The organism is Saccharopolyspora soli (genome assembly GCF_022678645.1).
In the GTDB taxonomy this organism is placed as follows: domain Bacteria; phylum Actinomycetota; class Actinomycetes; order Mycobacteriales; family Pseudonocardiaceae; genus Saccharopolyspora; species Saccharopolyspora soli.
In genome coordinates, this window is record NZ_JALBWV010000013.1 from 102,800 (window position 1) to 122,302 (window position 19,503).

Annotated in this window: 24 protein-coding genes; 13 read left to right on the plus strand and 11 right to left on the minus strand. The window is 68.8% G+C overall.

The genetic code is table 11. The annotated features are described in order from the left end of the window. Positions 1–24: 24 nt before the first annotated feature. A complete protein-coding gene (locus MOQ72_RS12455; protein WP_242183252.1) occupies positions 25–714 on the minus strand; it encodes a FadR/GntR family transcriptional regulator in 690 nt (229 codons plus the stop codon). A 167-nt stretch (positions 715–881) separates the two neighbouring features. Then, the gene (locus MOQ72_RS12460; RefSeq protein ID WP_242183254.1) at positions 882–1,037 is read right to left on the minus strand and encodes a hypothetical protein; all 156 of its coding nucleotides are present in this window, start codon (positions 1,035–1,037) and stop codon (positions 882–884) included. Between the two features lie 174 nt (positions 1,038–1,211). On the opposite strand from MOQ72_RS12460, the gene MOQ72_RS12465 reads away from it, so the two are divergent. Further along, positions 1,212–1,670 (plus strand): MaoC family dehydratase N-terminal domain-containing protein, encoded by a 459-nt coding sequence (locus tag MOQ72_RS12465; protein WP_242183256.1) that lies wholly within the window; start codon positions 1,212–1,214, stop codon positions 1,668–1,670. Here the strand turns inward: MOQ72_RS12465 and MOQ72_RS12470 are convergent, their stop codons facing one another. Beyond that, a complete protein-coding gene (locus tag MOQ72_RS12470) occupies positions 1,671–3,011 on the minus strand; it encodes a carboxypeptidase regulatory-like domain-containing protein (RefSeq protein WP_242183257.1) in 1,341 nt (446 codons plus the stop codon). A gap of 221 nt (positions 3,012–3,232) precedes the next feature. On the opposite strand from MOQ72_RS12470, the gene MOQ72_RS12475 reads away from it, so the two are divergent. From MOQ72_RS12475 to MOQ72_RS12495, 5 genes are all read left to right on the plus strand, one after another. After that, the gene (locus MOQ72_RS12475; protein ID WP_242183259.1) at positions 3,233–3,859 is read left to right on the plus strand and encodes a TetR/AcrR family transcriptional regulator; all 627 of its coding nucleotides are present in this window, start codon (positions 3,233–3,235) and stop codon (positions 3,857–3,859) included. 27 nt (positions 3,860–3,886) lie between these two features. Further along, entirely contained in the window at positions 3,887–4,522 is a 636-nt protein-coding gene (locus tag MOQ72_RS12480) for an NUDIX hydrolase (RefSeq protein WP_242183261.1), read from the plus strand. An 81-nt stretch (positions 4,523–4,603) separates the two neighbouring features. Continuing rightward, positions 4,604–4,774, plus strand: a complete 171-nt coding sequence (locus MOQ72_RS12485; RefSeq protein WP_242183263.1) for a Sec-independent protein translocase subunit TatA — start codon at positions 4,604–4,606, stop codon at positions 4,772–4,774. A gap of 83 nt (positions 4,775–4,857) precedes the next feature. Continuing rightward, positions 4,858–5,958, plus strand: a complete 1,101-nt coding sequence (locus MOQ72_RS12490; RefSeq protein ID WP_242183265.1) for a CapA family protein — start codon at positions 4,858–4,860, stop codon at positions 5,956–5,958. A 73-nt stretch (positions 5,959–6,031) separates the two neighbouring features. Beyond that, a complete protein-coding gene (locus MOQ72_RS12495; RefSeq protein WP_242183267.1) occupies positions 6,032–6,469 on the plus strand; it encodes a TSCPD domain-containing protein in 438 nt (145 codons plus the stop codon). 10 nt (positions 6,470–6,479) lie between these two features. Here the strand turns inward: MOQ72_RS12495 and MOQ72_RS12500 are convergent, their stop codons facing one another. The 4 genes from MOQ72_RS12500 to MOQ72_RS12515 all read right to left on the minus strand — a co-directional run bounded on the left by MOQ72_RS12500 (position 6,480) and on the right by MOQ72_RS12515 (position 10,631). Then, complete coding sequence (locus tag MOQ72_RS12500; RefSeq protein WP_242183269.1) at positions 6,480–7,841, minus strand: sodium/glutamate symporter; 1,362 nt, start codon at positions 7,839–7,841, stop codon at positions 6,480–6,482. An 8-nt stretch (positions 7,842–7,849) separates the two neighbouring features. Beyond that, positions 7,850–8,809, minus strand: a complete 960-nt coding sequence (locus tag MOQ72_RS12505) for a LysR family transcriptional regulator (RefSeq protein WP_242183271.1) — start codon at positions 8,807–8,809, stop codon at positions 7,850–7,852. Position 8,810: 1 nt separating this feature from the next. Next, positions 8,811–9,935, minus strand: coding sequence for an N-methyl-L-tryptophan oxidase (gene solA, locus MOQ72_RS12510; protein ID WP_242183273.1), 1,125 nt, complete (start codon positions 9,933–9,935; stop codon positions 8,811–8,813). Positions 9,936–10,022: 87 nt separating this feature from the next. Then, positions 10,023–10,631 (minus strand): YkgB family protein, encoded by a 609-nt coding sequence (locus tag MOQ72_RS12515; RefSeq protein ID WP_242183275.1) that lies wholly within the window; start codon positions 10,629–10,631, stop codon positions 10,023–10,025. A gap of 185 nt (positions 10,632–10,816) precedes the next feature. Between MOQ72_RS12515 and MOQ72_RS12520 the strand changes: the two genes are divergently transcribed. Continuing rightward, positions 10,817–11,284: a hypothetical protein gene (locus MOQ72_RS12520; protein WP_242183277.1), complete on the plus strand. Its 468-nt coding sequence runs from the start codon at positions 10,817–10,819 to the stop codon at positions 11,282–11,284. 32 nt (positions 11,285–11,316) lie between these two features. Here MOQ72_RS12520 and MOQ72_RS12525 read toward each other — a convergent pair whose 3' ends face one another. Beyond that, complete coding sequence (locus tag MOQ72_RS12525; RefSeq protein ID WP_242183279.1) at positions 11,317–11,691, minus strand: alpha/beta fold hydrolase; 375 nt, start codon at positions 11,689–11,691, stop codon at positions 11,317–11,319. On the opposite strand from MOQ72_RS12525, the gene MOQ72_RS45160 reads away from it, so the two are divergent. After that, complete coding sequence (locus MOQ72_RS45160; protein WP_242183381.1) at positions 11,645–11,860, plus strand: hypothetical protein; 216 nt, start codon at positions 11,645–11,647, stop codon at positions 11,858–11,860. The two genes, MOQ72_RS12525 and MOQ72_RS45160, sit on opposite strands and share 47 nt — an antisense overlap. A gap of 58 nt (positions 11,861–11,918) precedes the next feature. Here MOQ72_RS45160 and MOQ72_RS12535 read toward each other — a convergent pair whose 3' ends face one another. Continuing rightward, the gene (locus MOQ72_RS12535) at positions 11,919–13,385 is read right to left on the minus strand and encodes an O-antigen ligase family protein (protein WP_242183281.1); all 1,467 of its coding nucleotides are present in this window, start codon (positions 13,383–13,385) and stop codon (positions 11,919–11,921) included. Between the two features lie 513 nt (positions 13,386–13,898). On the opposite strand from MOQ72_RS12535, the gene MOQ72_RS12540 reads away from it, so the two are divergent. Further along, positions 13,899–14,045 (plus strand): hypothetical protein, encoded by a 147-nt coding sequence (locus tag MOQ72_RS12540; protein ID WP_242183283.1) that lies wholly within the window; start codon positions 13,899–13,901, stop codon positions 14,043–14,045. A 107-nt stretch (positions 14,046–14,152) separates the two neighbouring features. Here the strand turns inward: MOQ72_RS12540 and MOQ72_RS12545 are convergent, their stop codons facing one another. Beyond that, entirely contained in the window at positions 14,153–15,613 is a 1,461-nt protein-coding gene (locus MOQ72_RS12545) for an Nramp family divalent metal transporter (protein WP_242183285.1), read from the minus strand. Positions 15,614–15,760: 147 nt separating this feature from the next. Between MOQ72_RS12545 and MOQ72_RS12550 the strand changes: the two genes are divergently transcribed. Continuing rightward, the gene (locus MOQ72_RS12550; RefSeq protein ID WP_242183287.1) at positions 15,761–16,750 is read left to right on the plus strand and encodes a quinone oxidoreductase family protein; all 990 of its coding nucleotides are present in this window, start codon (positions 15,761–15,763) and stop codon (positions 16,748–16,750) included. Positions 16,751–16,832: 82 nt separating this feature from the next. Continuing rightward, positions 16,833–17,318, plus strand: coding sequence for an NUDIX hydrolase (locus MOQ72_RS12555; RefSeq protein WP_242183289.1), 486 nt, complete (start codon positions 16,833–16,835; stop codon positions 17,316–17,318). On the opposite strand, the gene MOQ72_RS12560 is transcribed toward MOQ72_RS12555, so the two are convergent. Then, entirely contained in the window at positions 17,309–17,752 is a 444-nt protein-coding gene (locus MOQ72_RS12560; protein ID WP_242183292.1) for a hypothetical protein, read from the minus strand. The two genes, MOQ72_RS12555 and MOQ72_RS12560, sit on opposite strands and share 10 nt — an antisense overlap. Before the next feature lie 143 nt (positions 17,753–17,895). Between MOQ72_RS12560 and MOQ72_RS12565 the strand changes: the two genes are divergently transcribed. Together MOQ72_RS12565 and MOQ72_RS12570 are read left to right on the plus strand one after the other, a co-directional pair. Further along, positions 17,896–18,735: a CoA transferase subunit A gene (locus tag MOQ72_RS12565; RefSeq protein WP_242183383.1), complete on the plus strand. Its 840-nt coding sequence runs from the start codon at positions 17,896–17,898 to the stop codon at positions 18,733–18,735. Beyond that, positions 18,732–19,499 carry a CoA-transferase subunit beta gene (locus MOQ72_RS12570; protein WP_242183294.1) on the plus strand — a complete coding sequence of 256 codons (768 nt, stop codon included), beginning with the start codon at positions 18,732–18,734 and terminating at the stop codon, positions 19,497–19,499. Before MOQ72_RS12565 ends, MOQ72_RS12570 begins: the two co-directional genes overlap by 4 nt. The last annotated feature ends 4 nt before the right edge of the window (positions 19,500–19,503 follow it).

Genomic DNA, 19,503 nt, shown 5'->3' on the forward strand with positions numbered 1-19,503 from the left:
CGGAATCCTTCCTGCCTCGAACGGTCAGACGCCACGAACCCGCCGCCCGACGTGCTGTTCCATCCGCCGGACGGCCTGTTCCGCGTCGCCCTGCTGCAACGCGGCGAGAATCTCGACGTGCTCGGTGTGCAGCGACCGGCGGTCGCCCGGCGCGACTCCGGCCTCGCTCCAGGACGCGATCCACGCCCGGTGCACCCACTTCTGCATGCGCAGCAGCAGCGGGTTCCCGGCGAACTGGGCGAGCGCGGCCTCGAACCGGAGGTCGAGGCTGCCCTGCTGGGTTTCCTCCGCGAGCAGTTCGTCGGCGATGCGGGCCAGCAGATCCCGCACCGGGGTCAGGTCCGCGTCCGCCTGCTGCCCGACGAGCTGGACCACTCGGGTCTCGATGGCCGCCCGCAGGTCCGTCAACCACTGCAGGCCCGTGTCGCCGCTCGGTGGTAGCAGCAGTTCGATCGGCGGCGCGCCGTCGGGATCGATGACGAACGCCCCGGCGTTGCGCCGGATCTCGATCTTGCCCATGCTCTCCAGGCTGCGCAGCGCCTCCCGCACCGACACCCGGCTGACCTGCAACTGCTCGGCGAGTTCCCGCTCAGCGGGCAGCCGATCGCCGGATGCGCACTCGGCGACCAGTTTCTCCAGTTGCCGCAGCACTTCCCGGTAGACGTCGAGCTGCTTGATCGGCATCAGCCGGAACGACGGCCGGTCGGCGCTCATGACTGGTCCGCCTCCAGTTCCGCCTCTCCGCGATTCACTGGTCCGCCTCTCCGCGATTCACAGTGGTGGTGGCGTCCAGCGCAATCTCCCGTTGCGTGGTTTCTGGTGGCTGGCTTGCGTCACGGTCCCCTGGGGTGCAGTTGAGGAGGACTGACGTTGACACCGGGCTACTCATGCCGGATCCCCTGCGCCACCCGGCGCGCCGCCACCGGCTCGGCGAGGATGTCGGACCGGTACGTCTCCGGACCCCACCACACGGCTGCGACGCTGATCAACGACAGCACGATCCCAGCGCCGTGGTCGTCGCTTCGGGAATCGGGCATTTTGCTGACTCTCTCTGCGCCATTGCTGGAGGATTGCGTCATTGCCGGATTGGACTGGCCACAGACCAGTGGACGCGCCGCGCCGATGCGAGGTCAACAGCGGGTCGCGGAATCCGGCTACTGTTCCGATTCCGCGAGTAGCCTGGATGGACCAGTCGGCCTTCGGAGGAGTGCATGGCGATCGATCCCGCCTTGATCGGCACGGCGCTGCCGCCGATCATCGTTGACGTCGAGGCCGGTCGGTTGCGGTTCTTCGCGAGCGCCATCGGCGAGACCGATCCGGTTTACACCGATCTCGGCGCGGCGCGGGCCGCCGGGCATCCGAATCTGCCGGTGCCACCGACGTTCCTGTTCGGGCTGACCCTCGACGGCCCGGATTCCTTCGGGTTCCTCGGCGACCTCGGCGTCGACCTGCGCGAGGTGCTGCACGGCGAGCAGGAGTTCACCTACCACTCCGTGGCGCACGCTGGCGAAACCCTGGTGCTGCGCCCGGTGATCACCGACGTCTACACCAAGAAGGGCGGCGCGTTGGAGTTCGTCGTCCGCAACACCGCCGTGACCCGCGCCGACGGCAGCGCCGTGGCCGACCTGACGGAAACCCTCATCGTCCGCCACTGGTCCACATCGGACTGATCAGCGGGCCCGCGCCGCGCTCCGGTGGTGTCCCGGTTCCGGTTCCAGCACGAAGTCGTGGCCCGCGACGCGTCCCGGCCGCACCGCCACCCGGTCCACCGCCGGGCGCATGCCCGGCGCCGAGACGACCACCGTGACGTGCGTGCCCGGCAGGTCGTGCACCTCGTACTCGCCGGAGTTCGAGGTCACCAGGTGCGCCAGCTGCGTCCCGGTCGAATCGGTGACGGTCACGATCGCGCCGGGCACCGGTGCGCCACCGGTGGCCAGCACCGTGCCAGCCAGCGTGTGGTGGTGCGCGGGTTTGGGGGCCTCGATCGCCGGATCCACCACGACACCGCTGTCGTCCTCGTGCTCGTAGGTGCCCGCATCGGTCACCGCCTCCGGGTCCGCCGCCTGCTTGCGCCGCATCCGCAGCTGGTTGAACACCACCAGCAGCACACCCAGCAACCACCAGGCGGCCAAGCCGAGGACGGCTGGTGGTGCGCCCACGCCGTTGAAGTACAGGATGCCGCGCATCGAGTCGACGGCCTGGCCGAGCGGCAAGAACCGGTGCAACGACTGGAAGAACGCGGGCACCAGCTCCTTGGGGATGGCGCCGCTGCTGGAGGGCATGCTCAGCAGCACGAACGTGCCCATCGCCACGCCGGGGATGAACTGCTTGACGAACGGCACCAGACCGAACGTCGTCCACCCGACCGCCTGGGTGAGCAGGAACCCGATCAGCAGCAGGATCGGCTGGTTGTAGATCACGTCCATCGACAGCGCGACGGAGTAGCAGACCACGGTGGCGAAAGCACCGACCCCGACCAGCGCCAGCAGTTTCTGCCGGGTGCCCAGCGCCGCGCGCAGCAGCATCATCACCGTGACGTAGGGCGGGATGTTCATCGCCAGCAGGCAGTAGAACAGTCCGGTGCCCATCACGTCGCCGGGCGCGGTCGGCGCGAGGTCGGTGAGCACGAGTTGGTGGCCAGCGGTCGAGGCGATCGGGGTGAACACCTGCTGCAGCACCATCAGCAGCGCCGACCCGTTGGCCTTGGCGTAGAACAGCTCCCCGTCGGCGGGGTTGTAGGCGGCTACCGCCTCGCGCTGCGTGATCGCCTCGCGCGCGCCCTGCTCGTCGGGTACCGCGGTGACGTCGATGCCGCCGGGCATCGCCTTGCCGAAGGCGGCATCGAGCTGGCTGGCGGCCTGCTCGCCGATCACGGCCACCGGCATGTGGTGCGGTGCCGGTGCGTGGAACGGCAGCAGGTAGCACACCATGAATCCGACGATGAAGAACATCGGGAACCACAGTGTCGACGCCAACGTGCGCACCAACGAACTCGGCTGTGCCTCGGTCAAGAAACCTCCTCGCGACGAGACGGGCGTGCGGCACTGCACTGGTTCGAATCGCCCAGCGCGAGCGGCGCCGTCGGCGAGAACTGCCCCGATTGACGATTAGCAACACTAACTTGTTTCTGCAGTCTGTGCAAAAATGCAGGTGTGCAACATCGGTTTGCCGGAGATGCCCGGAACCGCCCGTTGCGCGCCATGCTCGCCCCCTAGCGGAACGGACGCTCCGGATGGCCAAGACGACGACCGCCCACGACGGCGGTGCGGGCTCGGCCCTTGGGCTGCGCGAGCGCAAGAAGCGGGCGACCCGGCAGGCCCTGCAACAGGCGGCCGTCCGGTTGTTCCGGGAGCACGGCATCGAGGCGGTCACCGTCGAGGACATCTGCGCCCAGGCCGGGGTGTCCCCGCGGACCTTCTTCAACTACTTCACCGCCAAGGAAGAAGTGCTGGTGCCGTGGGACCCCGACATCGTCGAGAGCACCGCGCGGCGGGTTCTGGCGCAGCCCGCCGAGCATCCGCCGCTGCGCGTGGCGCACACCGTGCTCGGCGCGGCCATCGACACCGCGATGGCCGCACCAACCTGGCGGGACCAAGCGCTGCTGCTGCGCGACAAGCCCGAACTGATCCGCCGGATCGCCAGCGCCTCGCGGACGTTGGAGACAGCCCTGGCCGACGGGCTCGCGCAGCGGCTCGGCCGGGACCGCGAAGACCACTACGTCCGGCTGCTGTCGGCCACTGCGATCACCGCGATGCGCAGTTGCATCCAGTCCTGGCACCGGGCCCATCCGGACACCGACCTGCACGACTTCCTCGACGAAGCGTTCGACCTGCTCAGCCGAGGACTGCCGCCCGACTGACCCAGCGCCACCACCGAGAGGACCGCGATGGCCGACCACGACCAGCCGCCGCTGCCGGACGATCCCGCCGAGACCCGACGGCAGATCGTCGCTCGGCTCTACCGGTTCCGCACCCGGCGCATCGCGTTGCAGGGCCGCCGAGCCGCGGCGGTCGCGATCACGCTGGCCAGCGATGGCAGCGGGCTGGGAGTCTGGCTGACCCGCCGAGCCGCGACGCTGCGCACCCACGCCGGTCAGTTCGCGCTGCCCGGCGGTCGGTTGGATCCCGGCGAGGACGCCCGGCAGGCCGCACTGCGCGAACTGCGCGAGGAGCTCGGCGTGACCGCGCGGGCGCGGGACGTGCTCGGGCAGCTGGACGACTACGCGACGAGGTCCGGTTATGTCATCACGCCGATCGTGGTGTGGGTAGGCGCGGCACCTCCGCTGACGCCGAGTCCGGACGAGGTCGCCCGCGTCGACCTGGTGCCGCTGACCGAACTGGACGTCAAGCCCAGGTTCGTGCGGATCGCCGAATCCAACCGCCCGGTCATCCAGCTGCCGCTGCTCGGCACCTTCGTCCACGCCCCAACCGCAGCGGTCCTGCACCAGTTCACCGAGGTGGTGCTGCACGGCCGGGAGACCCGCGTGGCCGACCTGGAACAACCGGTTTTCGCCTGGCGCTGACCCGCGGCGGCGCCCGGCAGTCACCGCGAGGCATCCTGGAGCGGACACCACCTGGTGCCGACCACTTCGGAGGAGGTAGCCGTGTTCAGTGGGACGTTCGGAGTGACCCATTGGCTGATCGTGATCGGGGTGCTGGTCGTGCTCTTCGGCGCGAAGCGGCTGCCCGCGGCCGCCCGTGGTCTGGGCCAGTCGATGCGCATCCTGAAAGCCGAGCTGCGCGACGACGCCGACAAGGACGACGAGCAGAAGTGACCCCATCGCGGGCGTAGCCTGGATGCCGGGAGAAACGCTCCGCCGCGCGCGCGTGGATCGTGCTGACGCATCGGAGGAGCGGGATGGACCTGATCCGGCTGTCCCTGTGCGGCGACGTGATGCCGGGTCGCGGCGTCGACCAGATCCTGCCGCACCCCGGCAATCCCAGCCTGCACGAGCACTTCCTGCGGGACGCGCGCAGCTATGTCGTGGCGGCCGAGGCGCGCAACGGCCCGATCACCTGCCCAGTCGGCTTCGCCTGGCCTTGGGGCGATGCGTTGCGCGCATTGGCGGCAGCCGCACCCGATGTGCGGGTGATCAACCTGGAGTCCAGCATCACCCGCTGCGACGACTTCGCGCCGCACAAGGGCGTGCACTACCGGATGAGCCCGGACAACGTGCGCTGTCTGAGCGCCGGTCGGCCGGACGTGTGCAACCTGGCCAACAACCACGTCCTGGATTTCGGCCGCCAAGGGCTCGCCGACACGTTGCACGCGCTGTCGCTGGCCGGACTGCGCTGGGTGGGCGCCGGGCACGACGACGCCGAAGCGCGCCGACCGGTGGTGCTCGGCACCTCGCACGGCCGGGTGGTGGTGTTCGGTTACGGCGCGGCGTCCAGCGGCATCCCGGCGGGCTGGGCGGCGACGTCCCGGCGGTCCGGGGTCAACTTCCTGCCCGACCTCTCCGATCGACGGGCCGCCGAGATCACCGGCGAGATCCGCGAGCGGACCCGGCCCGGCGACGTGGTGATCGTCTCGCTGCACTGGGGCACGAACTGGCAGTACCACGTCGGAGCCGACCAGGTCCGCTTCGCGCACCAGCTGATCGACGGCGGGGTGCACGTGGTGCACGGGCACTCCTCGCACCACCCGAGACCGATCGAGATCTACCACGACCGGCTGGTGCTCTACGGCTGCGGCGATTTCATCGACGACTACGAGGGCATTCCGGGTTACGAGCAGTACCGGGACGATCTGCGCCTGCTGTTCTTCGCCTCGCTGGCCACCTCCGGCGAACTCGTCGACCTGCGGATGCTGCCGATGCAGGCCAGGCAGATGCGCCTGCACCCCGCGTCGCCATCCGACGCCGAATGGCTTCGCGCCACGTTGGCGCGGGTGAGCGCCTGCTTCGGCACGGCGGTCTCGCTGTCGGACGGGGCGCTGCTGGCTCGGCCCCGCGCGTGACGTGCCGCGCCGCTGCGGTACCGTCGGCGCATTGTCCATAAAGGACGCCCGATCCGAAGGAGCGCCTTTCGACATGGCCCACAACGACGTCGCCCAGCAACGCCGCCGGGTCATCCGGATGGAACAGCACGCGACGCGCGAACAGCCGCCGCGTCGCCGCCGCGGCTACACCGTCCGGTTCGACGTCGGCGGCGTCACGGGCCACCTGACCACCAACGCCTACCCGGACGGCAAGCTCGGCGAGGTCTGGGTGCGCGTCGACCAGCAGGGCAGCCCGATCAGCGGCTTCCTGGACAGCCTGTCGGCAGCCGTGTCGCTGGGCCTGCAGCACGGTGTTCCGTTGGAGCGGTACGTGGCGAAGTACGTCGGCATGCGGTTCGAACCGTGCGGCCCGGTCTCCGACCCGGAGATCGAGTACGCGCACTCCCTCCCGGACTACGTCTTCCGCCGCTTGGCCCTGGACTACCTGGACACCCGCACCTCCGCGGAACTCGGCATCCGCGGCGGCTGAGTCCCGGAGATCACTTCCTCGGTTCCGACATGCGGTCCCCGGCTCGGGTTGGTGCCCGCCAACCGAACACGAGGGGCAGGACCAGCGCGAGTGCCGCGAGTGCACCCCAGATCCCCGCGATGGCCCAGCTCGCCCCGGCGAGCGCGAGCACCGGGGTGAAGGTCACCGCGGTCACCTCGACCGGCAGGATCGGCAGGTAGGCGACGGCGAAATCCTCCAGGGTCTTGGAGCGCAGCCGCGGATCGATGATGCGCAGCAGCGCGATTCCGGTCGAGACCGAGCCGGTCGCCCAACCCCAGGTGAAGATCTGCTTCTCGAACCACGCGTCGCCGAGCATCCGCGGCGCCAGGCCGAGCCCGAGCAGCAGGCACAGCGCCAACCCGACGACGAACAGGACTAGCAGCGGCAGCCAGTAGTCGGCCACGAAGCTCGGCACGATGGAAGCGATTCCGCAGACCACGAGGACGTCGGTGGCGCTGCCGGAGATCGACTTGAGCGACTCGGGATCGACGAGGCGGCGCGTCCGGGTGGCGGACAGCAGCGCGCGCACGACCAGCCCGACCAGGAACGCGATCGAGAACAGTGGGAACGACACCGCCGGGAAGACCTCGCCGAGCAGCGTGTTGACCCCGTACGCCGCCGCGGAGATCACCAGGACGATCCCCGCCTGGAAGCTCAACGATTCGATCGTGCCGCCCGAGAACGTGTGCGTGCCGATCGCGGGCCGATCCCCTTCCGGGCGCAGGACTCCGGTTCGGACGTGCTCGGGCAACGCGCCGAGCCCTTCGAATTCCTTGGCGTGCCCGCGCTTCGCGCCGATCTTGGCCTGGACGATGCCGCCGACGATGCCGACCAGCAATCCGACCGTCGCGGAGGTGAAGGCCAACGACTGCGCTTCGGCCCAGCCGCCGTCGCCGAAGACCGTTCCCATCGCCGCGGCTGAGCCGAATCCGCCAGCCCATCCGGCGAACAGCAGCAGACCGAATCCGTCGGGCGTGCCGAACAGCGGGCCCAGCACCAGCAGTCCCAACACAACGCCGAGGGCGACCTGCGCCGCGTACATCAGCACGCCGTAGCTGGCGAACCCGGCCACCGAGCGACCGAGTCGCCGGAGGTCGAGGTCGTCGGTCAGCGCGAGGCAGGCGAACACGACCACGATGAGCACCGATGAATACGTGCCGAGTTGTTCGGAGAACGGCAGGAGGCCGAGTCCCTCGGGCCCGAGCACGAGCCCGAGCACACCGGCGATCACGCTGGCCGGGACCATCAGCGTCTGCAACGGTCGGACGGTCGCTCGGAGCGCGGTTCCGACCACGAGGAGCAGGCCGATGAGTCCGGCGTCCACGAGCAGGGACCAGGCTGAGTAATCCATGGGCACTCCTACGGTGCTGGTGCGGTGCCCTCCGCGGCCTGCTCGGCGTCGGAGGCGGTGGGACGGTGCGCATTGCCTTGAGCGGGGTCGTCCCCGCCGAAGCCGAGCGCGCGCTGGGCCGACCGGAAGGCGCGCGCGACAACCGGGAGCAACCCGAGCGGATCCCCGCTGGCGACCCTGGCGCGCAGCGGCGAGCGCGCGGTCGTGCCGGGAAGGCGGAGGAAGCGCACGCCGGGCCAGGGCGTGAGTCCGAGGATCTCGGAGACGATGGCCACCCCGAGACCAGCCGAAACCAGGCCCAGCATCGCCTGTTCGCTTTGCACGTGGGCCACCGGTTCAGCGGAGAAACCGGCCTCCGCGCAGGCCGCGGCGATCGCGTCGAAGGCCACCGGAGCGCGGTCGCGGGCGAACAGCACGATGCGCTCGGTGGCGACGCCGCGCAGGGACGCGGTGTCGGCCTCGGCCAGCGGGTGCCCGACCGGAACGGCCAACAGCAGTCGTTCGTCGGCGAGCACGATTTGGTCCGGGGAAGGGTCCTCCCACTCCCGGAGGATGGCGAGGTCGACGCGCCCGGCTGCGAGCGCGTGCCGTTGCTCGGAGCTGCCGAGGTCGACCACTACGGGGTCCCACTGCGGCAGTTCCGGCAGCAGCGCCGGGAGCAGGGCCGGGAACGCGGAGGTCACCGCAGCGATCCGGACCGGAGTGCGGCCCACGTCGCCGCGCACCAGGGTCCGCGCCTCCGCTGCCCTCCGGAGCAGGAAGAGGGCCTCCGGATAGAGCACGTCGGCGGCGGAGGTCGGCAACACCGAGCGGCTGGTCCGCTCGAACAACCGCAGCCCGAGTTCGTGCTCAAGGTTGGCGATCGCCTGGCTCACCGGTGGCTGCGCGGTGTGCAGGCGGCGTGCCGCAGCGGTGAAGCTGCGCTCCTCGTACACGGCCACGAAGTGGCGCAACAGCCGCAGTTCCACATCATCCCCCGAACCGGTCCGGGGAGAACCGCGAGATGTCGTGCTGCTGCGGCAGTCCGAGGACGAGACGGGCCGCGATCTCGCCGAACGCGGGCGCGAGCTTGAAACCGTGCCCGGACAGCCCGGCGACGACCGCCACGCCGGGCTGGATCGCACCGATGACAGCCCGCCGGTCCGGCGTGTAGGCGTCCATGTGGACCGAGTGCCGACTCGGCTGCGCTGGCAGTTCTGGCAGCAGTCCGTGGACGTCGCGGCCCACCCCGGCCATGGCGTGCGGCTCCAGGAAGCGGGTCAGCCCAGCGGGGTCGTCGATCGAACCCCAGGCATCGGCCCAGCCCGCTTTGACCAGAGCACCGTCAAGGCTCGGGATGCCGAACAGGTGCACGTCCCCGAGATCGCGGATGAAACCGGGGAAGACCTCCGGCGCGTACCTTGCCGGGTCTTCGGGAGCGAACCAGGTCAGCACGAGCGGACGGATGTCGAGCAGCGCCCGCAGTTCCGGCAGGAGTTGCGCCGCCCAGGCTCCGGCGGTGACGACGACGTGCTTCGCAGTGCGGACGCCCTGCTCGGTCGTCACACGCACGCCACCAGGAATCGGCTCGACCGCGGTCACCGGAGCGCTGTCGAGCAGCTCCGCACCCGCTCGCCGCGCCCGACGCAGCGCTTCGTGCACCGCGGACTCGGGCCGCAGCACCCCGCCGAGCTTGTCGAGCACCCCGATCTCGTCGGTGATCGACCCGTGCTGGGGGAACCGGTGCGCCAGCTCAGCCGCGTCGAGCACCTCGTGGGCAATCCCGTGCTGCTGCACCGAGACAAGCACGTTGCGCATCGGCGTGATCGTCGGAGCACCGATCGACAGCACGCCCGCGGGGTGGAACAGCGTCCGCCGCCCACCCCGCTCCAACTCCTGCCAGAGCTCCCGCGCCTGCAGCAGCATCGGGACGTACTCCGGACTTTCGTGGTAGCCGGTGCGGAACAACCGCGACTCGCCCGCGTAGCCCCCGAAGTCGTGCCCGAGCGCATGCCGCTCCACGCCGATGACCCGCGCGCCGTGGATCTCGGCGAGGCGCCAGCTGGCCATCGCCCCCACGGTACCGAGCCCCACCACGACGACATCCGCATCCATGGACGGAGATTCTCAACATCTCCACCGCATCATCGCAATACCTCATCGATATCAGGACGCTGGCGAGCTATAGGAACGCGGTATGAATCACGGCCGGACCGGCTGGTTGGGGCGCGGAACGTTGTTCGCGCTCCTCGCTCGGGCCGCTTCGAGTGATTCGCCCAGCGTCCACAAAGCCACACCGATCAGCACCAAGTCCTTGAGGAGGAACTGTCCTGGCTGCGCCGACAACACCGGAAACCCGCCAGCGAAACTGCCGATGACCCCAGGGGTGGTGAACAGGAAGCTCAGGGTCCCCAGGAACAGCACGACCGCAAGGGCGCTTCCGCCGACGGACAACCGTGGCCAGAGCGGGTAAACCGCAATGAGTACCGCAGCGACGATTTCCATGGTACCGAGCAGAACCGCGACTTCCTCGAAGCTGAGGAAGTCGTAGAGCCAACTCATCAGCGGACTGTGCTGAATCAGCACTCGGCTCTCCATCTTGACGTACTTCCCCGCGCCGATCCAGATCAATACGACGACCAACCCATATCGACTCACCAGTCGACCCGCGGCCATGAACCACTCGTCAGCGCTGCTCGCGGGAGCTGTCATGCTCAGACCACCCGACATGCGAAATACCCCTAAACTCAAGGTTCCTTCATTTGCAAGCAAAGACCGGACACGTCGCGGCGCGCTCGTCACCGATGCCACGCCCAGTTCGCGGCCAAAAGAGGAGCCTTCTCACCATTCCCGAATTGTGATATGCACCACTCGCCCGAAACTCCTGCGGGCGGTAGGTGAGCACTCCGAAATACAAGGGCGGTAAGAACCGGGACGTCCGCGCCACCAACCAACACAATGGCGCGACGAACGGCTCATAGATCGAGGAGTACAGGATGGACGAGGTCGGCCACTACCAGATTCGACGCAGTGGCGACCGGTGGTGGCTGGTGTCGCCGCAGCACCGCCGCTTCTTCAACATCGGCATCGCGCACGCCGAGCCGACAAACCTGCAGTACCCGCACAACATCGCGATCTGGCGCGAGAGGTACGGATCCCGGGAACGCTGGATCCGCAACGGTTTGGTGCGCGACCTCACCGAGTGGGGCTTCACCGCGATCGGCAGCACCGAGGAATACATCAGCGGCACCGGACTCGGCGTAACCGGCACCCCGATCGACATCGGGCACTCGCACGGCTGGCATCCGTCGGACTACGCTGCTGCGGACCTGCCGTACTGCGTGCCGCTGCGACCTCTGGAGATCGAGGCGTGGAACGGCCACCCGGCATACCGCGACCCCACCTCGACCGCGTTCGGCGAGTACTGCGACTACCTCGCTCGGGGACACGATGAGCCAGCCTGACCCGACGCAGTGGTCTGCGATTCCTCGCGCTGTCAGGCGGTCCTGCCGATCAGATCGGTGATGGCCGCCACTACCGGACCCGTCTGCTCATGGGGAAGACCATGCCCGCCGTCGAGTTCCAGCAGCACCGCACCGGGTATGGCTTCGGCGGCGTGCTCGGAGTGCGCCGGGTCGACGAAGTTGTCGGCGAGACCGCTGATGACGAGTGTTGGGGCGCTGATGGTGAGCAGATCTGCCTCGACGTCTATCGTCCGCGCGAGAACGATCTGCGCACGCGCACCAGGAGCCAGGTGGGATCCGGTCCGGCGAACCACGTCGTCCAACAGGTCCTCGGGCAAGCTGGTCGCCGCCCACGTCGACCTGCCCGAGCCAGCGGCCGCGCAGTTCACCGAAGCAGTGGTCGTCACGACATCCGGACTGTGGCCCTACACGCACCCGAGCGACGTCTCCGCACAAGTCACGGCCGAGTGGGGCCACCGACCGCCCGCCGAGACGTTCGCCGACCAACTCACCGAACTGCTCGCCAACCACCTCGTGGGAATCCTCGCCCGCGGACGGCAAACCCGGCAGCCGTAAACAGCTGTGTGTTCCACAGTGGACTTCACGTGCTGGCGACGACGCTTGGTTCTGGGATTCAGCTTCGAGGCCGGGGTGGGATGTCGCGCCGATCGGTCGGCCTCGGTCGCGGGAGATCAGCGCCCGGCTCCGGGCGCTTGGCCCGCACCGGCCTGGCCGGTGCGGAGCCGCGCGAACCATCACGAACTCGGGGCACCGGGCGGGTTTCGGCAATCGGGTCGGGTTCGGGGCTCGGCAGCTGGGCGGGCCTGGGCCGCTGGCCGGGGTGTGTTCTGGGGCGCCCAGGTGCCAACCGCCCAGGCACCGGACTGGGCGCGGGGCGCTCGGGTTTCACCGGCGATCCCGCTGCTTTCGACTCGCCGCGCCAGCGAACCGGTGCCTCGCCCATCGTCAGGGCGAGCACGAGCCAGAACATCATCGCGATGCGTTCCAGGTTGGCTGGATGATCGAGAACGCTCATCAGCAGGAACGCGGTCAGGGCTGAGAGGCAGGCAGCTCCGGTGGGCGAGGAATCCCGGGCCAGGCGGGCAGCCGTGACGACCCCGACAACGGTGATCGCGGTGATCCCGACCAAGCCGAGGAAGCCAGCCTCGACCAGCCAATTCAGCCACAGGTTGTGCACGTGGGAGAACTCGACGTCGCCCGGTGCGCGTGCGTCGATGACCTCGCCCGCGCGTTGCAGGCCGACTCCGAGGGGATTCGAGAGCGCGACGTCGATGGCCGCTTCCCAGGCTTGCCCGCGGACCCCGAGCGCGTTGCCAGCGCGCGAGCCGATCGCGATCAGCAGGCCGACACTCGCCAGGCCGCTCACACCGACACCGGTGGCCAGGTGAACCTGGGAACGGCTGAGACGCGGAATCAGCAAACGCGCCATGACCAGCACCAGAATTCCCGCGGCGGCCGCGATGTAGCCAGCCCGCGAGAACGTGGTCAGGACCGCGCCGTAACCCATGCCGCCCGCCAAGATCATGACGCTGGTGCGGGTGCTCCGCTCCGCGAACAGCGTCACCGCCACGGTGGCGATCGGGGCGAGCAGCACCAAGAACGCGGCGAGCGTGTTCGGATTGGCGAAGGTGCCGATGGAACGGATCAGCAGGCCGGGCGCGCAGTCCGCATCACCGAGCAGACCACGGCGGCAGAAACCGGTGGGAGTTCCGTTGGTCGCCTGGCTGAACGCCACCGCACCAGCCATCGACACCGATGCCAGCGCGAGCACCGCGGCAGCCCGCCAAGACCCAGGTTGACGCCGTCGTAGCCCAACGATCAAGTAGTAGACCGCGACTTGGGTCAGCAACCCGCGCAGCGGCGGACTGGTCCCTCCACCGAAGACCGTGGCGATCACAGCGGCGAGCACCAGCACGGCAATCGGAATGTCCAACCGGGTTCGGAAGGTTCCGCCCCTCGCCCCGTCGAAGAGCAGGCCGACCAGACCGAACAGGATGATCAGGCGCAGCGGTGTGAGGATGCTGATCAGCGGGTCGCCGGGCAAGAAGCCGCTTGCCGACTCCAGAACCACGAGGGACACCGCCGCACCCGGTGCGATCTGACCGAAGGCGCGGGAGAACCCTCGTGGGGACGCGGTCGACTCCTGTCCCGACGGACGGCTTGACGTGCCGACGAACACGTTCCAACCTCACATGCCTGTGCAACCCGCAGGTGACGTTGAAACATGTACGAGGGGACGAGCGCGTGAAGGGGACGGGCGATCCTGATCGCAGCGCCGGTGCCTTGCTCAGCCGCCTGGCAATCCGGATGTCGAGCAAGTTGGTCGCCGACGCGGAAATCACCCCCGGTCGGTATCTCCTTCGCGGTCCGCCGATATCCGCATTTCCGCAAGTGTTTCCTGGAGATCCAGGCCAGCGGGCCCGGTGGTTCAGGTGGGCGAAACCGCGGCGGCGAACAATGTTCGGCCGCGCGGCCGCAGTGGGCTCGGGAACGTGATCGGTGTTGGCAGGCGGGCGCGTTCGACGAGTGGTCGTGGAGCGCGCATCGCAATCGCGGAAGGAGCGCAGGAATCGCGACTCTAGAAGTGCTGTGCGTGGCGCTGATCCCGCTGGCGGTGGCGGTGGCCACCGCGGCGACCATGGCCAGGAGCCAGATCTTGGCGCAACGGCTTGCGATGGTTGCTGGCTCGATAATGGTAATGGGGCTGCTTCTCCTGATGGTCGTGTCGCTGTTCGGTTGACATGTCCTGTCCCAGACGCCGCACGGCCTCGGTCGGCGTGGTGGCGTCAATCCAAGGCGGCACCACGCCGACCCTCGTTCGTCCATTGTGGTCAGTTCACTGTCGGTTCAGAACAGTTTTCCGAACTGGTCCAGCAGCAGGGAGATGGAGAAGTAGCCGTAGAAGAGCACCGCGACGAACATCATCACCAGGCGCCAGCTGGTCAGGCGGATCGCGCGGGGCAGGAACCTCCGGTTGATGTAGATCAGCAGCATCGAGTACAGGAACATCACGACGCCGCCCATCGAGGACGAGATCAGGATGAGCACCAGCGGCTGGTCGGTGCCGGAGAGCAGGATCGCCGATCCGGCGACGATCAGCAGCCACACCACCACGAAGTAGATGCGGCTCTCGGTGATCCTGGTGCTGTTGCGGAAGAACGTCACCTTCAGGCTGTCGGCGGTCAACCGGCTGACCCAGTCCATGATGCCCAGCTGGGTGGAGAACAGCGCGATGGTCCCAGCGACCCAGAAGGACGTGCGGAACCAGCCACCGAACTGCTCGGCGAAGATGTTGCCCTGCTCCCGGATGAAGTCGAAGTCGTCCTCCGGCAACGGCAAGCCGTACACCGTGCCGAACGCCAGCACCGACATGATCACCAGCGTCCCGCAGCCCAGCACGAAGAACGTGCCGAACTGCTCGACGTTGGCCACCCGCCACCACGCCTTCCAGCGGCGGCGGTTGTCCACGCTGTCCAGGAACATGTACCCGGTGCCCGCCGCGGCCTCCTCGTGCCCGGTGAACGGTGAGGTGACCCGCGGCAGGAACTGGCCCATGCCCATCCGCTTGTCGCGCACCCAGTTGCTCTGCACCAGGTTGTTACCACCACCGGCACCGGCGAACGCGATGGCACCCAGCAGCGCGGCGATACCGCCGACCTCCTCCATCGGCGGCAGTTGCCCGACGTAGGCGAAACTGGCGCCGAACGCGGCCCAGTCCGACAGGCCGGTGCCCACCACCACGGCGACCACCAGGAACACCGTGATGCCGCCGACGAGGACCAGCTCGATGCGCTCCACCGTCTGGTAGACCACTTTGGACAGCGTCAGCGCCGCGCCGATGGCCACCATCGCCACGATCGCGATGGGCACCGGAGCGCCAGCCCCGGCCACGTAGGTCACGATGGTCGCCGCGCCGGTGGCCCAACCCGGCCACAGGTTCGGGATGATCGCCATCAGCATCACGATCACGCCCAGCGGCGCCCAGATCCGGGTGAAACCGGTGACCGCGGTCTCCCCGGTGGCAAGCGTGTAGCGCTCGATCTCCATGTTGAGGATGTACTGCATGAAGAAGCCCAGCACCGCCGTCCACATCAGCACCAGGCCGACCTGCGAGGTGATGTAGGGCCACAGCACGAACTCGCCGGAGCCGATCGCGGTGGCGGTGAGGATGATGCTGGCGCCGAAGATCGATTTGAAGGACCGGGGTTCGGGCATGTTCCGATAGGTTGCGGCGGGCAGGAATCTGCTGGGCAGTTCCGGGGCGACGGCCCCTTCCTCTGGTAACTCGTGTTCCCGCTGGGTGGCCACGTTGCCTCCTGGAGGGGAGCGGTTACGGCTGGTCCGGTCTACCAACCCGAACACCGAATGTGAACCGAGTCACATCTCTATTTCGTCACAAACGCACCATTCGAACCCGAACCGGTCGCCGCCGGGGGAAGGCGGTAGAACGAGCAGATGCGCGCGATCGTCCTGGACACCGCTGGTGGCACTCCGGTCTGGCGAGAACGCCACGACCTCGCGGTACCGGAGCCGGAATCGGCGGAGGTCGTTGTCGAAGTCCGGGCCGCCGCGCTGAACCGAGCCGATCTCGACGAGTTGGCGGGCACCTACTCCGCCGCGCGGCGGAGAACTGATCGACCGCGCGCCGTCGGCTCGGATCTCGCCGGAGTCGTCACGGCGGTCGGCAGCGCGGTTTCCGGAGTCAACCCTGGAGATCGTGTGCTGGCGATGGTCGACGGCGCCTTCGCCGACTTCGTCGCGTTCGACCACCGGATCGCGCTGCCCGTTCCGGACCGCCTCGACTGGGCCGCGGCCGCCGCCCTGCCATCGGCGCTGATGACCGAATACGACGCGCTGATCAACCAGGGCCAGCTCACCTCCGGCCAACGTGTGCTCATTACCGCCGCCACCTCCGGTGTCGGGTTGGTGGCGGTGGACATCGCCCAGTGGGCCGGTGCGGCGCAGGTGCTCGCGACCACCACGAGCGCCCAGAAGGAACTCCTGCTCACCACGCGAGGCGCGCAGGCCGTGAACACGCGAACAGCTGATCTCGCCGAAACGGTGCTCGCCGCGACCCACGGCGAGGGCGTGGACCTGGTCATCGATCACGTCGGCGGCGCGTTGCTCGACCGATGCATCGCGGCAACCCGCCTCGGCGGCACCGTCGTGCAGGTCGGCCGGGCAGGCGGACATGCCTCGACCATCGACGTGGACCGGCTCGCCTACCGCCGTGTTCGCCTCGTCGGCACCACCTTCCGCACCCGCGGCGACCCGGAGCGAGCCCGAATCGCCGAGGCCATCCGCGCCCACCTGATGCCCGCGGTCGCCGACCAACGGATCCGAGCCCACGTGCACCAGTTACTGCCGGTCGGCCAGGCGAGGCAGGCGCTCGAAGAGCTCGCCAAAACCGCTTCGGCGGGCAAGGTGGTGCTCGACTTCGGCTGAGGGGCAGCGCGGCGAAGGCGGATTTCGGACTCTTCCTCGGTTAGGGTGATCGTTCCCAGCGACGTGGAAGGGACCCGCACCGATGCCCAAGTTCAGTTGGCACACCAGCGCCGTGCCCGAGGGTCTGCCGGTGCGGCAGGTGTACGGATTCCTGTTCGTCTCCGACGGTCGACTGCTCATCCGCCTCGACGGCAACAAGCACTCGCTACCGGGCGGTCGCCCCGAGCCCGGTGAGGTCGAGTACGCCGACATCCTGCGCCGGGAGACCTGGGAAGAGGTCACCGTCGGTATCGGTGAACCGCACTACCTCGGCTACCAGTGCGTCGACGACGGGATTTCGCCGTACGCGCAGGTCCGGATGGCCGCGGTGATCGCCGCCGTGCACCCGCCCGAGCCGGACCCGGATAGCGGCCGGATCTACCGGCGACTGCTGGTGCACCCCGGCAAGGCCGGTGACCTGCTCGCCTGGGGCGAGACCGGATATCTGCAGGCGACCGCAGCCGCCGAAGCGGCGATCAACGTCTTCGGCCTGCCCAGCGACGGGCTGCCCGAAACCGGTTATCTCTGACGGTCTTCCAGCAGTTGCGCCCGGCCGGGTCGGCCGATCGCCCGGTAGGCCCGTGCCCAGACGTCCGGGGCGGCCAGCGGTAGGCCGCGCCAGTGCCCGGTGACGCGGGTTGGGAAGGTCACCACGCGGCCGTCTTCGACGACGGCGAAGCCGACGAGCACGTCCACTTCGTGGTCATCAGCGGCTACCACGAACCGCTCGCGGGTCCGGTAGATCCCGTCGCGCACCGCCGCTTCGCGAAACGGCCATCCGGCGTCGCGCAGGACCTCGGCGACGACAGCCGGGTCGGCGTCGGTGGTCAGGTCCCAGTCCCGCACCCGGTCGACGAGCCCCAGTGCGGCGAGCAATCCCGAGCCGCCCAGCGCGACGACCACTCCCCTGTCCTGCAGCGCTGCGCAGAGCTCGCGGACCACGTCAACCGGCGGTGTTCGCATCGGATCCACGATATGCCGCCGAGATCGTGCTCGACCGCGGAGCTGGCAATACTGCCGCAACGTCCTTGACCCTCCGCGCAACATTGTCCTATCGTTCGCGTAGAGCACGAACGTTCACTATGCGCACACAGGGAGTGGTCGGGTTGGCACGCATCCTGCGGCTCGACGAGGCCGTCGCGGAACTGGTCCACGACGGCGACACCGTGGCCCTGGAGGGCTTCACCCACCTGATCCCGGTCGCCGCCGGGCAGGAGATCATCCGGCAGCGGCGCAGGGACCTGACCCTGATCCGGATGACCCCGGACATCGTCTACGACCAGCTGATCGGCGCGGGCTGTGCGCGGAAGCTGATCTTCTCCTGGGGCGGCAACCCCGGCGTCGGTTCGCTGCACCGCTTCCGCGACGCGATCCAGAACTCCTGGCCGGTACCGCTGGAGATAGAGGAGCACAGCCACGCGGGCATGGCCAACCGCTACGCCGCAGGTGCCGCCGGACTGCCCTTCGCCGTGCTGCGCGGCTACGCGGGCACCGACCTGGTGGCGCAGACCGACACGATCAAGACGATCGAGTGCCCCTTCACCGGAGAGCGGTTGGCCGCGGTCCCGGCGGTCAACCCGGACGTCGGCATCATCCACGCCCAGCAGGCCGACCGGGCGGGCAACGTGCAGATGTGGGGTATCACCGGGGTGCAGAAGGAGACCGTGCTGGCCTCGGCCCGTTCCCTGGTCACCGTCGAGGAGATCGTCGACGAGCTCACCCCGCGCCCCGGCGCGGTGGTGCTGCCCAACTGGGTGGTCACCGCGGTCGCGGAGGTCCCCGGCGGCGCTCACCCGTCCTACGCGCAGGGCTACTACGAGCGCGACAACGCCTACTACCAGCAGTGGGACCCGATCGGCCGGGACCGCGAGAAGTTCGAGAACTGGTTGCAGACCGAGGTCTTCGGCGCTGGTGCCCAGCAGGACGTGGAGAGGAGCGCTCGATGACGGAGTTCACCTCCGACGAGATGATGACCGTCGGTGCCGCCCGGTCGCTGCGCGACGGCGCGGCTTGCTTCGTCGGCATCGGACTGCCCAGCACGGCCGCGAACCTCGCGCGGCGCACGCACGCCCCGAACCTGGTGCTGATCTACGAGTCGGGCACGCTCGGCGCCAAGCCCGACCGGCTGCCGCTGTCCATCGGCGACGGCGTGCTCGCCGACACCGCGGACTCGGTGATCACCGTTCCGGAGATCTTCAACTACTGGTTGCAGCCGGGCCGCATCGACATCGGCTTCCTCGGTGGCGCCCAGGTGGACCGCTTCGGCAACATCAACACCACCGTGATCGGTGGGGACTACGTCAACCCGAAGGTCCGGCTGCCCGGTGCCGGTGGCGCTCCGGAGATCGCCGCGTCCTGCCGCGAGGTGCTCATCGTGATGCGGATGAGCCCGCGCAGCTTCGTGCCGAAGCTCGACTTCATCACCTCCGTCGGCTACGGCACCGGCAAGGGCGATCGGGAGAAGCTGGGGTTGCGCGGCCGGGGGCCGGTCAAGCTGATCACCGACCTGGGCGTGCTGGAACCCGACCCGGAGACCTGCGAACTCACCCTCACCCAGCTCAGCCCCGGCGCCACGGTCGAGCAGGCAAAAGCAGCGGTCGGCTGGCCGTTGCGCGTGGTCGCCGAGCCCACCGTGCAGCAGGCCCCCACCGAGGAAGAGCTGACCGTGCTGCGGGAGTTGCAGGCGACCATCTCGGCGGGTGCGAAGTAAACCC